The 12,756-nt window shown below is 60.0% G+C and carries 16 protein-coding genes and 1 pseudogene; 10 read left to right on the top strand and 7 right to left on the bottom strand.

Going from position 1 to position 12,756, the window contains the following annotated elements; all coding sequences use genetic code 11:
- Positions 1-44: 44 nt before the first annotated feature.
- The 4 genes from V2B23_RS10755 to V2B23_RS10740 form a co-directional block, all read right to left on the bottom strand.
- Positions 45-1,502, bottom strand: coding sequence for a DUF4153 domain-containing protein (locus V2B23_RS10755; protein WP_430950340.1), 1,458 nt, complete (start codon positions 1,500-1,502; stop codon positions 45-47).
- Positions 1,503-1,573: 71 nt separating this feature from the next.
- Positions 1,574-2,569, bottom strand: coding sequence for a HAMP domain-containing sensor histidine kinase (locus V2B23_RS10750; protein ID WP_430950339.1), 996 nt, complete (start codon positions 2,567-2,569; stop codon positions 1,574-1,576).
- Positions 2,566-3,243: a response regulator gene (locus tag V2B23_RS10745; RefSeq protein ID WP_430950338.1), complete on the bottom strand. Its 678-nt coding sequence runs from the start codon at positions 3,241-3,243 to the stop codon at positions 2,566-2,568. The genes V2B23_RS10750 and V2B23_RS10745 overlap by 4 nt, the downstream gene beginning before the upstream one ends.
- A gap of 63 nt (positions 3,244-3,306) precedes the next feature.
- The gene (locus V2B23_RS10740; RefSeq protein WP_430950337.1) at positions 3,307-3,831 is read right to left on the bottom strand and encodes an NlpC/P60 family protein; all 525 of its coding nucleotides are present in this window, start codon (positions 3,829-3,831) and stop codon (positions 3,307-3,309) included.
- Between the two features lie 251 nt (positions 3,832-4,082).
- Between V2B23_RS10740 and V2B23_RS10735 the strand changes: the two genes are divergently transcribed.
- Both V2B23_RS10735 and V2B23_RS10730 read left to right on the top strand, forming a co-directional pair.
- The gene (locus V2B23_RS10735; RefSeq protein ID WP_430950336.1) at positions 4,083-5,162 is read left to right on the top strand and encodes a serine hydrolase domain-containing protein; all 1,080 of its coding nucleotides are present in this window, start codon (positions 4,083-4,085) and stop codon (positions 5,160-5,162) included.
- 161 nt (positions 5,163-5,323) lie between these two features.
- Positions 5,324-5,683 (top strand): annotated as a pseudogene (locus tag V2B23_RS10730) (hypothetical protein); the annotation flags it as partial.
- Positions 5,684-5,775: 92 nt separating this feature from the next.
- Here the strand turns inward: V2B23_RS10730 and V2B23_RS10725 are convergent.
- Entirely contained in the window at positions 5,776-6,087 is a 312-nt protein-coding gene (locus tag V2B23_RS10725) for a MerR family transcriptional regulator (protein ID WP_430950335.1), read from the bottom strand.
- Between the two features lie 365 nt (positions 6,088-6,452).
- Between V2B23_RS10725 and V2B23_RS10720 the strand changes: the two genes are divergently transcribed.
- From V2B23_RS10720 to V2B23_RS10700, 5 genes are all read left to right on the top strand, one after another.
- Positions 6,453-6,596: a hypothetical protein gene (locus tag V2B23_RS10720; RefSeq protein ID WP_430950334.1), complete on the top strand. Its 144-nt coding sequence runs from the start codon at positions 6,453-6,455 to the stop codon at positions 6,594-6,596.
- A gap of 82 nt (positions 6,597-6,678) precedes the next feature.
- Positions 6,679-7,224: a Dps family protein gene (locus V2B23_RS10715; RefSeq protein WP_430950333.1), complete on the top strand. Its 546-nt coding sequence runs from the start codon at positions 6,679-6,681 to the stop codon at positions 7,222-7,224.
- Positions 7,225-7,413: 189 nt separating this feature from the next.
- Positions 7,414-7,677 (top strand): GlsB/YeaQ/YmgE family stress response membrane protein, encoded by a 264-nt coding sequence (locus V2B23_RS10710; protein ID WP_430950332.1) that lies wholly within the window; start codon positions 7,414-7,416, stop codon positions 7,675-7,677.
- Positions 7,678-7,734: 57 nt separating this feature from the next.
- Positions 7,735-7,932 carry a CsbD family protein gene (locus tag V2B23_RS10705; protein WP_138872283.1) on the top strand — a complete coding sequence of 66 codons (198 nt, stop codon included), beginning with the start codon at positions 7,735-7,737 and terminating at the stop codon, positions 7,930-7,932.
- 89 nt (positions 7,933-8,021) lie between these two features.
- Positions 8,022-8,177 carry a DUF6131 family protein gene (locus V2B23_RS10700; protein WP_092806704.1) on the top strand — a complete coding sequence of 52 codons (156 nt, stop codon included), beginning with the start codon at positions 8,022-8,024 and terminating at the stop codon, positions 8,175-8,177.
- A 97-nt stretch (positions 8,178-8,274) separates the two neighbouring features.
- Here the strand turns inward: V2B23_RS10700 and V2B23_RS10695 are convergent, their stop codons facing one another.
- Positions 8,275-8,496 (bottom strand): CDGSH iron-sulfur domain-containing protein, encoded by a 222-nt coding sequence (locus V2B23_RS10695; RefSeq protein ID WP_430950331.1) that lies wholly within the window; start codon positions 8,494-8,496, stop codon positions 8,275-8,277.
- Here V2B23_RS10695 and V2B23_RS10690 point away from each other — a divergent pair, their 5' ends adjacent.
- From V2B23_RS10690 to V2B23_RS10680, 3 genes are all read left to right on the top strand, one after another.
- Entirely contained in the window at positions 8,497-9,609 is a 1,113-nt protein-coding gene (locus tag V2B23_RS10690) for an iron-containing redox enzyme family protein (RefSeq protein WP_430950330.1), read from the top strand. It begins immediately after the preceding gene.
- A gap of 179 nt (positions 9,610-9,788) precedes the next feature.
- A complete protein-coding gene (locus V2B23_RS10685) occupies positions 9,789-9,971 on the top strand; it encodes a hypothetical protein (protein WP_430950329.1) in 183 nt (60 codons plus the stop codon).
- Positions 9,972-10,029: 58 nt separating this feature from the next.
- Positions 10,030-10,323, top strand: a complete 294-nt coding sequence (locus V2B23_RS10680) for a hypothetical protein (protein WP_430950328.1) — start codon at positions 10,030-10,032, stop codon at positions 10,321-10,323.
- A 105-nt stretch (positions 10,324-10,428) separates the two neighbouring features.
- Here the strand turns inward: V2B23_RS10680 and V2B23_RS10675 are convergent, their stop codons facing one another.
- On the bottom strand, positions 10,429-12,699 hold the full coding sequence (locus tag V2B23_RS10675) for an ATP-dependent DNA ligase (protein ID WP_430950327.1): 2,271 nt from the start codon (positions 12,697-12,699) through the stop codon (positions 10,429-10,431).
- Between the last annotated feature and the right edge of the window lie 57 nt (positions 12,700-12,756).

Below are 12,756 nucleotides of genomic sequence, written 5' to 3'. Positions count from 1 at the left end.
GCCGCAGAGGTAGCTACCTCTGCGGCTGCACAATCGGCGCGCGGCTATCCGAACAGGATCTCTCTCGCCTGCTCGCGCGCGCTGTTGAACTCCCACCACGAATCCTCGGACCCGCGCAGTTCCTCTTTCAGGTACCACAGCGAATCGCTGCGCTGCGGCTCGGGCAGTCGATCAAGTGCGGGAACGGCATCGACCGAGAGCGTGCTCAGATAGTTCACGTCGATACTCTTCCCCTGCTCGAACCGCTCGACGTTCTTCTCCGCGATGTATGCATCAGGGTTGAAGAACGCAAAACCCAGCAAGCCCACGGTGGCCATGGCGAGTACAGCCGTCGGCAGCCACGCGCCCGACATCCGCACTCCCGCGATGAGTAGCAAGACAAACACCAGCCCGAGCAGTAATTCGACGGCAAAGACGCTCACCCGCAACCTTGTGAATCCGTACTGGTTCTCGTACAACCACATTCGATGAACGGCCGACGCCACAATCACGAGGCTGAATGTGCACAGCGCGCCCAGCAGCCCTCGTGCCAGGGCCCTCGACCTGCGATCGTCGCGATCTACACGCCGAACGGCAACGGCGATCACCACCAACGTCAGCACCGTCACCATCATCAGTTGCCAAAATCCTTGGCGCGCATAGTCTGCATACGTCAGACCGTCTGTGACCTGCACGTGATTGTCGCCGCCGAACAGCGTCTTGAGCTGCACCACAACAAATCCCAAGAACAGCACGTTCAGCATGGCAAGCGGCACCACCCACTCCCACAGCGGTAGCGGCGACGCCGGTGCCGGAGCAAGTGCGTCGACATCAGGCGTTCGGCGCCGCAGATACACAGCCGTGAGCGTCCCGAAAGCCACCAGCACCCCGATCAACAGGTGAGCGATAGTTTCATCGACCCGAATAGAGGGAGCGGCGCCGTCGAAAAGCTTCGCGAATTCCGGATCCGCACTGGCAAAAAGAGATCCGAAGATCAGGAGCATTGCGACGCTGACGGCACCTACGGCAACCACACGAACGGCCGGCACTCGCAGCGCTGCGCCGGGTCTCGCGTTCCTGCGCCGGGCGAAGCGCATCACCCGTAGCGGAGCGCGCCACGGCATGATCGTTCCCAATGCGATGCCCGTCCACGTCCGGCCACCGATCAACGCCCAGGTGAACACAACCCACGCTGCCACCAGGCATACAAAGACAAGCCATCCCGCACCGCGAACCGCAGCCACACCGAACAGCGCAAGTGCACCGGCGCAGGCTCCCCATTGAATCGGAGTCAGCCTGGGCGGTGTGAGGATCCCGACAACTACCGTGACGCCGACAAACACAATCGCATAGGCCACCCCGATGGTGTCGACATCGAGGATCAGGGCGGACAGCACCCCAACGACTGCCGATCCGATCAGCATCGGACGCGTCGGAATGGATGTCCGATCTCTACGCCAGACGCGTGGTACGAGAGGGGTCGGCGAACTGGGTTTTGGTGTAACAGCAACCGGAGTAGTCATTATCTACCTACTTTCAGGATCGGCAAATCGGGCGCGTAACCGTTTGGGGCGCGCCCTCGATAGTCGTTAAATCAGTTCTGCGGCAGTAGTACTCGTATACAGCACCCGGTGTGCGCATCGACGACGGCAATAGTGCCGCCATGCAATTCGACGGCCCACTTCGCGATGGCAAGTCCAAGTCCGGTGCCACCGTCCGTGGAACCACCTCGAATGAATCTGTCGAAGACCTCGGAGCGTGCAGACGGCTCGATCCCCGGGCCGTCGTCGTGGACGTCGATCACGACGGCGCGTGCAGTATCGCTGCGCACGCGAATCACAGCGTGTACGTCGTTGCCGCCGTGGCGAACTGCGTTGTCCAGCAGGTTGGTCACGACCTGATGCAGACGATCCGGATCGGCAGATACTCTCAGCGAAGCCGGACTCACATCGATGTCGACGCGTCCGCGACGCTGCGACATCAATTCGTTCAGGAATGGCTTCATCTCGAACATCTTGGGATTCAACGGCATTGCACCACCCTCGAGTTTCGAGAGATCAAGAAGGTCGTCCACCAGAGCACCGAGACGTTCGGTTTGAGCGAGAGCCGAACGCATCGTCTCCGGATTCGGATCCTGCACACCGTCGACGATGTTCTCGAGCATCGCCTGCAAAGCGGTGATCGGCGTGCGTAATTCATGCGACACGTTGCCGATCAGCTCGCGGCGATACCGGTCGTCGGCACCCAAATCCTCGGCCATTCGGTTGAATGCCGTTGCAAGCTCGCCTACTTCGTCCCGGGACGTCGCCCGCACTCGACGGGAGTAGTCGCCACGCGCCATCGCCTTGGCCGCTGCCGTCATTTCGCGCAGTGGTGACGTCATTCCGTGGGCAAGCACCTGCGTAACACCCAGGGCGACAAACAATGCCGTCAACAGAGCAAATCGAAATGGTTGCTGCGACGTAAGCCAGAAACCACCGGAAGCGAACAGCAGTGCGGCGACAACCAACAATCCGACCTTCACCTTGAAGGACCGCATCGGGTCCAACGGACGTGGCCACCGCGCAAAAAGCCGGTCGACGACGCTCATCGCGGCGCGTCCCACGCGTAGCCGACGCCGTGAACGGTTCGAATCACCGATGGCCCCAGTTTGCGTCGTAGCGCCTTGACGTGACTGTCGACCGTGCGACTACCCGCACCTTCGCCCCATCCCCAGATCTCCTCGAGCAGTGACTCGCGGGGAATCGCCGCTCGTGGTCGCTCCGCCAGGTACACGATCAGATCGAATTCGGTCCGCGTCAGGTGCACTTCTTGCGCGTCACGGCGCACCCGACGCTCGGTCAGGTCGATCACGACGTCACCGAACTCCAAGAGATCGGATACCGGCCTGGCAGGACGATCAGCACGCCGGAGCAGCGCCTGTACCCGCGCAACCAGCACCCGCATGCTGAACGGCTTGCTGAGGTAGTCGTCAGCACCGACGCCCAAACCGATCACCATGTCGGTTTCGTCGGCGCGCGCCGTGAGCATCAGCACGGGCACAGCTCGTGCGGCCTGGATTCGACGACACACTTCGAGGCCGTCGAATCCAGGCATCATCACGTCGAGAACCACCAGGTCCGGGTTGGTCTCGGCGCACCGCGCGACAGCGCTGGGTCCGTCGAATGCCATCTCCACATCGAACCCCTCGGCGCGCAGACGCGCGGCAATCGATTCGCAGATGCTGACTTCGTCGTCGACCACGAGCACTTTTCGCTGACTCATGGAACTGACTGTATTAGCCCGACGTGGATGAACCTGGGAGGACTTGTGAAGGTTCTGTGCAGATTAGAACCGACGAATGTTGTTGATCGGGAGATCGGCCAAGGGGGTCAGACCCGTCGGAACTCCGACGCCGTACGCGTTGAAGACCATTCCGAAGCCCGCGTAGATTCCGACGTGCGTTGCGCCGGGATAGAACGTGATGACGTCGCCGGGAACGAGTGCCCACCGCGGAACCGCTTGTCCCACACGGGCTTGTTCTTGGCTGGTCCGCGGTAGACTCACGCCGGCCTGCCGGAACGCCCATTGCACCAGCCCGGAGCAATCCCACGAGTTCGGACCGACGCCACCCCACTGGTAGGGCTTTCCGGTTTGGGTTGTAGCTGCCGCCAAAGCGATCAAACCTGCGGGACTGGGGATCGGAAGGGCCGCGGATCCGCTGCTGATACTGCCCATACTGCCCAGTGACCCGGTACTGCCGGCACTACCGGCGCTTCCCGGTTCCGCCAGAGCGGGCGCTGCAGTCAGGACCAGAACACTTCCGGTCAGCAGGGCTGCAACCGTCCCCCTGCGCAGTGTCGACTTCAACATGCAACCGTCCTTCGTTGAGGTAGTGCAGTGCGTCCATCGCACCGAAATAGCGTTGAACTGGTCGGATCTGAAATGAGCGTGTGACCTTCGGATGCTAACGACCATCTCGGGCAATTCGGACAAGAATCAGCAACCCCATGCAGAATGAGGCCCTTTGTCCCCGCCCAGCCCCTGGCGCCCGAGAAAGATCAGGGGAAAGATCCGGGATTTCCTGGATTTCCCGCGCGCCGAAAGATCCCTAGATTCGATTCATGCGCTCACACGTCTTGGCCGCCATTGCCGTAGTCGCGACCTCGATGGCACTTGTCGGATGCGCGACGCTCCAACGGACCGTCGAGGTTCAATCGGATCTGGATTCGCTCACGAAATCGGGTGCAGTCGGCTCGATCGCAACGCTCGACGACAACTCGACCACCATGGTTCTGACCAGCGGTGTCCCTCACCAGACGAATGGCGATTCGATCGGGCCGAGCTATCGCGTCCGGATCGGCAGCGTGACAAAGACATTCACCGCAGCACTCGTGCTGCAACTGGTTGCGCAGGACAAAGTCGACCTCGACGCACCAGTCGAGCGCTACCTCCCAGGACTCGTGCCAGGCGACACCATCACGGTCCGGCACCTACTGCAACATCGCAGCGGGTTACCCGAGTTCGCCGGTGAACCCGACGCCGACGAATGGGTGGCAGCGAACGAAAATCGCACGCTCACGCCAGCCGACGCCGTGGCCATCGCCCTGAGCAAGCCCCCACAGTTCGAGCCCGGATCAGCGTTTCGCTACACCAACACCAACTACATAGTTCTCGGCATGCTCGTAGAAGCAGTGACGGGCCGAAGCTACGCGGACGAGTTGAGCACTCGCATTCTGGAACCACTGGAACTCGAGGACACCTATCTCCCACCACCGGGCGAGCGAGACATCCGAGGTGAGCACATGACCGGATATGCCGATCTATCCGGCGGGCGCACCGATGTCTCACGGATCGAACCGTCCATCCCCTGGTCGGCCGGTGCCCTGGTGTCTACCGGCAAGGATCTCAACACCTTTTGGCGGGCCTTGTTGAGCGGGAGAATCGTGCCGGAGAAGCAGCTCACCGAGATGACCGCCCCACAAGCCGGTGCCACCGAGGCAGAAGGTCTGGGCTACGGCTTGGGAGTTGGATCCACCGAACTGCCCTGCGGGGTTACCTACGTCGGACACAGCGGTGGAATCTACGGCTACTACACACTGTCCGGAGCAACTGAAGATCGCGCATATACGGTCACCCTGACCTCGACGCCGAAGGAACAACCGGACATAGTGGCCATGCTCTCTCACGCACTGTGCCCCTGAGCAGCTGCCGACCGAGCATTGGCTGCGTCGATACCGCCGGAATCTGCCGACAGGTGTCTGGGATAGGATGAATTTCAGTTCCTTGCCTGGTATAGGCGTTGAACCGTCTTTGTCCTTGCCGTGCTGTGCTGCATCGGCTACGTCGAACAGATAGGCCCACCATTCCACTCACTGTGAAGTACGCGGAAATTTACAACGACGCGCTGATCGCGCTGGCAGCAGCCACGCAGCGACCCGCGAACGTCGTAAATCTGGACGACGCGTACGCCATTCGGGTAGATCTCGAGTACAACCGCTACGTCCTTGCCACAAATACTCCTCACGGCTTGTCGAACGAACCCGGCATCAGCGGTACCTGGTTGGTTCGCTTCTTCCAGGCCGATATCGACGGCGGGCCGGATGAATTGCTCACCGAAGCAACAAACCAGTGGCTCATCGACGCCTTCGACTCCGCCCTCGCATCGCTCGAAGCCGACGGAAACAAGATCGTTGCCGATGCAGACTTCGGGGATATCAGCCGCTCAGAAGCGACTGACGTCGATACCAGCCACCCTGAAACGACTGACGTCGATACCAGCCACCCTGAAACGACTGACGTCGATTCACTGAACGGTCAGGCCTGATCGTCGTCAGATTGACTCAACTGAGCGATCCGCTCCGCAAGAATTGAATTTTCGGCTTCGAGCGAGAGAATCAATCGAACTCCGACCAAATTGACTCCGTCGTCGATCAACGCGGTGATGCGACGCAATGTCTCCAGATCCGATTCGCTGTACCGGCGAGTACCACCACCGGTGCGCGTAGGGGTCAGGAGTCCTCGTCGCTCGTACAGTCTCAACGTCTGTGGCCCGACTCCGGATAACTCCGACATCACCGAGATGCCGTAAACACCACGCAGTGAGTGCGTCTGTGGCTCTAATGTCACTGCAAGCCTCCTCGACCCAATCGGTGATTCCCCGACTTTAGCACTTCCAGGCAACGAATCTGTTCTCGGGAGCATAGATTTCATATCGGCGCTCAAGCCGAAGTTTTTTTCAATTTCGGAAGTTCCGACATTTCGCCTGAACAGGGCGGCCGTTTCGTCGTCTGACCGATTCACCGTGGAGCCGATTCACTCGCTCCGGGGTTGCCAATTATCTGCGTCGACTGGTATAGATTTTAGTACGTCCTGACGAGAACATGCGTGTTGAAATACATACAGATTTGGTTGTGCGAGGCGCAGAACACAGCGCTGACGAGAAGCGGATCGCCCGATTCTCACTACGTACACCCCTAGACCGCGGGAGCAAGATGACGACGATCGACATCCCGTCCGCACAGTGCGGCGAGATCAACTCAGGCAGCTCGACCTTGGCCACACCGGAACTAAAACTGCGAATTGCCCTGATGTTCGGGGATCCGATAACAGACGACTTGGCCGGAAGCATCAGCTGAATCGACAGAAACGATCCGAAAGCTTTTGTGCCGCAGCAGCACACCAGTGCACCAGCTCGACACTCTGACGAGAGGAAGATACATGTCTACATTCACGATCCCGGGACTGAGCACCGACGACGGCGCACGCGTGGCCGCAGTTCTGCAGGAACGCCTGAGCGCGTACAACGATCTACACCTGACCCTCAAGCACATTCACTGGAATGTCGTGGGCCCGAACTTCATCGGCGTGCACGAAATGATCGATCCGCAAGTCGATTTGGTCCGCGGTTACGCGGATGACGTCGCCGAACGCATCGCCGCACTCGGCAACTCCCCGAAGGGAACCGCCGGCGCCATCGAAGCCGACCGTTCGTGGGACGACTATTCAGTCGGACGCGACGACGCTCGCGCACACCTCGCGGCACTGGACCTCGTGTACACCGGCGTCATCACCGATTCCCGGGCCGCGATCGATTCGGTCGGAAAGATCGATCCCATCACCGAAGACATGTTGATCGGTCAAACGGCCCAACTGGAGAAGTTCCAATGGTTCGTCCGCGCTCATCTGGAGAACTCAGGCGGAAGCCTTGTGCACGAGGGCAGTTCGACGGAGCTCGACGCCGCCGACAAGGCACGTAAAGCCTGAGCAGTGACCAAACGCGAACTTCGGATATTCCAACTGCAGCAACGACTGTTGGCGGGATCGATAGTAGTGGGAACACTGCTCGGGGCTGTAGCTATCACTTCCTTCTGACCTCGGTTTTCGAGGTCCAAGAGGACCTCAATCTTGGAATCCCACTGTCAATTGGAATCCACTGTTACAAGGAGACACACTGTGCTCGGACTCGGCATCATCGGTTGGATCATCATCGGCGGACTCGCCGGCTGGATCGGCAGCAAGATCATGAAGACCGACGCCTCCATGGGAATCTTGTTGAACATCGTCGTCGGCATTATCGGCGGTCTGATCGGCGGATTCCTTCTCAAATTGCTCGGAGTCGACGTCAACGGTGGTGGCCTGATATTCAGCTTCTTCACGTGTGTACTCGGCGCGTTGATCTTGCTCTTCCTGGTCAAGGCCGTCGTTGGCCGACGATGATTTTCCCAGATCCAGCGCGAATCGAATCAACTTCCACCCGAAAGGATCACGATCACCATGGCTGATTTCATCGACAAGGCAAAGCACAAGGCCGAGGAACTCATCGGCGAGGCAAAAGAGAAGGTAGGACACAAGACCGACAACGACGATCTTGCCGCCGAGGGCGCCAAGGATCAGGTCTCGGGCAAGACCAAGCAGGTCGGTGACGATATCTCAGATGCGGCAAGCGATATCAAGGACAAGTTCACCAACTGAGCGAATGCACTGGTACCGCCGCCAGTGAACAGATAGCGGAAGCCCGTAAACCACGGAAACTTCCTACGCATCGGAGATGAGGATTCACCATGATTGTTCTCGGCATTATCTTGGCACTGGTCGGCTACTTCACGTCAATCAGCATTCTGACCACGGTCGGCATCATTTTGGTTGTCGTCGGCGCAGTTTTGTCGCTCCTCGGAGCCACGGGTCGCGCGGTGGGCGGCCGGAAAGTCTGGTATTGATCTACCTCGCTAGCCTGCCCGGTGGGGCGTTGGCCTGATCATTCCCGATCGGCAAACGCCCCACCGGGCTTTTGCGGTAGTCCCGGTTCGCAGTCGCTCAGGAACGTCGAACTTTCCTCTTTTTGTGGGTACCGTCGCAGAAGGGAGGTATCGCTGTGCCACCACATCGACACAGCGCCACGGTTGCACGTTCACGGCTGATCGGGTTGCCGTCGGCGTCGACCAGCGTCGCCGGACCTCGAACCAGCAGTGGCCCGTCCGGGCATACAGTGATCGTGACAGCGGAATCGTCGACCCCAGGATCGGAATCGGAGTTCATATGTCCTCCACGCGGATTGATCTAACACCATCGCAAGCACCGACAACCGGCACTCGCATGCCGATCCCCTCTGCGCGCGGACCGGTCAGCGAACTGCTGATTGCACTGTTGTCTGGATCCGACGCTAACCCCGCTGCCTTCGCCGACGCCGCTCGGAGATCGGCCGGAGAGCACGATGGTACATCGATCGTGTTCGACGACGACGCCCAACTGTCACTGACGCTGCTGTACGAACTACATCTTCAGGGACTCGCCGGGGTGTCTGACGAATGGGAGTGGAACCTCGATCTTCTCGCGGGACGGGCCGCGCTGGAGTCGTCGTTCGAGGCAGCAGTCCGTACGATCGTCGCAGCCCGACATCGTGAAACCGAACACCTCGAAGCTGAACACCTCGAAGCCGAACACCTCGAAGCTGGGGACGTCATTTCACAACTGTGGGCGATGACCGCGCCGTCAACCGGCCCGAGTATGTCCAAGTTCATGGCAACAGACGCCAGTGCCGAACAGTTCCAAGAGGTACTCATTCACCGTTCGCTCAACCAGCTACGAGAATCCGATGTTCACACGTTGGGAATTCCGCGCCTCGCCGGAGCACCGAAGGCCGCACTGGTGGAAGTCCAAGCCGACGAGTACGGCGGAGGACGACTGGAGAGGATGCACTCCACCCTCTTTGCCAACACCATGCGCGAACTCGGACTGTCGGATCGGTACGCACACTATCTCGACGTCGTTCCGGCAGTGACTCTTGCGAGCCTCAATGTGCTCTCGCTCTTCGGATTTCATCGTCGCCTACTCGGGGCGTTGATCGGCCATCTGTGCGCGGTGGAAACCACGTCGTCACTTCCCAGCAAGAAGTACAGCGCGGGGCTGCAACGCCTCGGTTTCGGCTCGCGGGCGACACTGTTCTACGACGAGCACGTAGAAGCAGACTCCGTCCACGAACAGATCGCGGTCCGCGATCTCGCCGGCAAGCTTGCGGAGCAAGACACCAGTATCGGGAGCGACATACTGTTCGGCGCCGCTTCATGTTTGGCGTTCGACGATCTGCTGGCAGAACACATCACCGGTTACTGGGACCGGGGGGAAACTTCGCTGCGCAGTTCACCGAGGTAACAGCAGCCTCGCAATATCGCGCTTCGCGAGCGTCAGCTGACCGCGCGAATCAAAAGTTCACCGCAGTTATTGCGGCCTCACGTGATATTATCTGTTTCCACGGATGCAGATTAGCTTTTTCTGGTGCGACCGGCAGGTCGCTCCCTCGACTTCCCGTCGAGATGAACCCAGGAGGCATGATGACCGACAAACAAGCAACTTCAGGCGATGATTCACTTGATGATGTCGAAACCGTCGCAACCGATTCAGGTTCCGAAAATGCAGACAGCGACGTGCAATCCGATCCCTCCGGCGACCAGCACTGGTCGGGCGAAGGCGGAGCCAGCGAACAAGGACCGGCGACCGATCCACGCAACGGGTAGAGCGCAACGACGCGCACCGAAATGACCACGAAGTTGGCTTTCGAGAACGGAGAAAACAGTGGCTGAATCAAACGGAGACCTACCAGTCGACGACGCACATACCAATCGATCTCACGTGGGCGAAGGGATCACCGACGGACGCAACTACCCGGGATACCTTCTCATCGGGCTTGCACTCGCCGCGCTCGGATTAGCCTTGGTGGCACTAGGTTACGGTTTTCGTGGATGGGCATTGATCGCCGGCGCAGTGTGTGCGGTGTCCCTCGCACTGGGCGTAGCCGCCGTACTTGTCGAGCGACGACGCGTCAAGCGCCTCGAAGGCCACGATCTCCTGGATCAGGAAGGCCATTGATCGGTAAGCGCCCCAACGAGACTCGAGGAACACACTGCAACTCTGACGACAAGAAGCCCTGACCGGCGACACATTCGCTGGGCCGGACCCTCATGGCGTTTCCCCCTAAGTAACCCGCCGCACGTCCGTCGGCGACTTGTCCTCCCGCATCCCCCGCCAACTGGGGTGCCGCAGGCGACCGCTCGCCGTCCAATCCATGAACCGCACTTCACCGACCAGTTCGGGGCGGATCCACACCGCTCCCTTGCGATCGTCGGCCGGCACGTCGTCCTCGAACGGGCTTTGCTTCTGCTGCAGGGGTTCCAGCACTGACAGCAACGTTTCCAGGTCGCGGTCGGTGAAGCCGGTCCCTACCCGCCCGACATAGCTCAACCCGTCTTCACCCGGAATTCCCAGGAGAAGTGCGCCTATCCCCCGGGCCCGATTGCCTTGACCGGTGCGCCACCCGCCGATCACTACCTCCTGCGTACGCCAGTTCTTGACCTTGATCCAACTCGAACCCCTCCGTCCCGGAAGGTAGACCGAGGCGCGACGCTTTGCGACAATCCCCTCCCAGCCGGATTCGCGGCTCACCTCCAGCGCATGCTCCGCCGTTCCGTCGATCTGGGGCGGCACGGTGAGATCACCGACCTTCGCGGCCAACGCATTCAGCACAGTCCGACGGTCGGTGTACGACTTGCGCAGCAAGGAAACTCCGTCGAGATACAGAAGATCGAAAGCCAGAAACTCGGTTTCGCCGCCGCGCTGCAAGGCCCCGAAATCGGTGACACCCTCCTCGTTGTACGACACCACTTCACCGTCGAGAACCACCTCGTGGCCGGCGAGAACCGATGCAAGCCCAGCCAGCGCGGGATAGTCGGAGGTCTTGTCGTTACCGGCTCGGCTGCGGAGGGACATTGTGCCCGAATGAAATTCGAGAATCACCCGTATGCCATCCCATTTACCCTCGAATGCCCATTCCTCCTCATCCAGGCCCCCGAGCGATCCGGGCGTCGCGAGCATCGGTTCGATCCCTTTCGGAAACTCGATTCCGAAGCTGGATTTCTGGTCCTTCATCAGATGCATCAGCCACTGGTCACCTTTGGTCCGAATCAGCGCGAATCTGCCCTGCACTCGGTTCCCGTCCAACCGCACGATCACCTCGTCGTCGCGCCACTTCTCGGTCTCGTACGTTCCGGAATCCCAGATCGTCATCGATCCGCCGCCGTACTCTCCCTTGGGGATCGTGCCGGAGAAGGCGGCGTACTCGAGCGGATGGTCCTCGGTGTGAACAGCCAGCCGGTTCTCCCCCGCGGTGGTGGGTACACCTTTCGGAACCGCCCACGACACCAGCACACCATCACGTTCGAGTCGAACGTCGTAGTGCAGGCGTCGCGCGTGATGTTCCTGAATCACAAAGGAATTGCCGAGAGCGCCGGGGGAAACGGAATCAGGTACCGGCTCCGGCGTCCGGTCTGCAGCGCGCTTGTTCCGATATCGTGTCAACGAATCCTGCTGCACCACGGGCGGATCCAAATCGGCCAACAAGTCACCGCCGGCATCGACGCGTTCGAGAACCTCGTCGAACAGCAAGTGACGCAACTTCGGGTCGTCGAGTTCGTCCCAACTGCGCGGCGCGGCAACATAGGGCTGAGCACGCCCACGCATCGAGTACGGAGCAATAGTGGTTTTGGCCGCGTTGTTCTGGCTCCAGTCGACAAAAATCTTGCCGCCTCGAACATTTCGCGCCATGGTCGCTGTCACCAGATCCGGATGGATCTTCTCGAGTCCCACCGCAATCTGCTTGGCGACGGTCGACGCACCGCTGCCGTCCAGTGGCCGATCGAGTGGCACATAGAGATGAATACCCTTGCTTCCGCTGGTCACCGGATACGCTTTCCACCCCAACGTTCCCACAAGATCCCGGATCGAACGGGCCACCTCGGCACATTCAGCCAGCCCGACGCCCTCACCCGGGTCCAGATCGAACACCAATCGGGTTGCCGGCCCGCGCTCGCAACCGTCGAATCGCCATTGCGGAACATGTAATTCGAGGGCTGCTTGTTGACCGAGCCAGGCAAGCGAAGCGACTGAATCGAAAATGGGATACGTGACCACTCGGTCGGAATGCTGTAATGACGCGCGGGTCAGCCAATCCGGAGCCGACGACGCAAGGTTCTTCTCGAAAAATGATTGACCGTCGACCCCGTTCGGCCACCGTTTCCGCGTTCCCGGTCGACTGACGACATGGGGAATCATGACTGCGGAAATTCGAGTGTAGTAGTCGATCACTTCGGCTTTGGTGGTTCCACTCTCGGGATAGAGCACCTTTCCGAGATTGGTCACGGGCACGGTTATGCCGTCGAGTGTGATCTGGCCCCGATCAGTCGTCGCCATCTCTTCATTGTGCTGCAGCGCCCGTGATCCGGCAGTAGAAATCGCTGCGATCGGAAC

Origin of the sequence: Rhodococcus sp. 24CO (assembly GCF_050586165.1) — a bacterium.
Classification (GTDB): domain Bacteria; phylum Actinomycetota; class Actinomycetes; order Mycobacteriales; family Mycobacteriaceae; genus Rhodococcus_F.
The sequence above is the reverse complement of the archived record's forward strand: the minus strand, read 5'-3'. Positions and strand labels throughout refer to the sequence as shown.

Bases quoted from the DNA above. Each gene is read 5' to 3' on its own strand.
- V2B23_RS10755 (WP_430950340.1), bottom strand. From the start codon at position 1,502: ATGACTACTCCGGTTGCTGTTACACCAAAACCCAGTTCGCCGACCCCT.
- V2B23_RS10750 (WP_430950339.1), bottom strand. From the start codon at position 2,569: ATGAGCGTCGTCGACCGGCTTTTTGCGCGGTGGCCACGTCCGTTGGAC.
- V2B23_RS10745 (WP_430950338.1), bottom strand. From the start codon at position 3,243: ATGAGTCAGCGAAAAGTGCTCGTGGTCGACGACGAAGTCAGCATCTGC.
- V2B23_RS10740 (WP_430950337.1), bottom strand. From the start codon at position 3,831: ATGTTGAAGTCGACACTGCGCAGGGGGACGGTTGCAGCCCTGCTGACC.
- V2B23_RS10735 (WP_430950336.1), top strand. From the start codon at position 4,083: ATGCGCTCACACGTCTTGGCCGCCATTGCCGTAGTCGCGACCTCGATG.
- V2B23_RS10720 (WP_430950334.1), top strand. From the start codon at position 6,453: ATGACGACGATCGACATCCCGTCCGCACAGTGCGGCGAGATCAACTCA.
- V2B23_RS10715 (WP_430950333.1), top strand. From the start codon at position 6,679: ATGTCTACATTCACGATCCCGGGACTGAGCACCGACGACGGCGCACGC.
- V2B23_RS10705 (WP_138872283.1), top strand. From the start codon at position 7,735: ATGGCTGATTTCATCGACAAGGCAAAGCACAAGGCCGAGGAACTCATC.
- V2B23_RS10700 (WP_092806704.1), top strand. From the start codon at position 8,022: ATGATTGTTCTCGGCATTATCTTGGCACTGGTCGGCTACTTCACGTCA.
- V2B23_RS10695 (WP_430950331.1), bottom strand. From the start codon at position 8,496: ATGAACTCCGATTCCGATCCTGGGGTCGACGATTCCGCTGTCACGATC.
- V2B23_RS10690 (WP_430950330.1), top strand. From the start codon at position 8,497: ATGTCCTCCACGCGGATTGATCTAACACCATCGCAAGCACCGACAACC.
- V2B23_RS10685 (WP_430950329.1), top strand. From the start codon at position 9,789: ATGACCGACAAACAAGCAACTTCAGGCGATGATTCACTTGATGATGTC.
- V2B23_RS10675 (WP_430950327.1), bottom strand. From the start codon at position 12,699: ATGGCGACGACTGATCGGGGCCAGATCACACTCGACGGCATAACCGTG.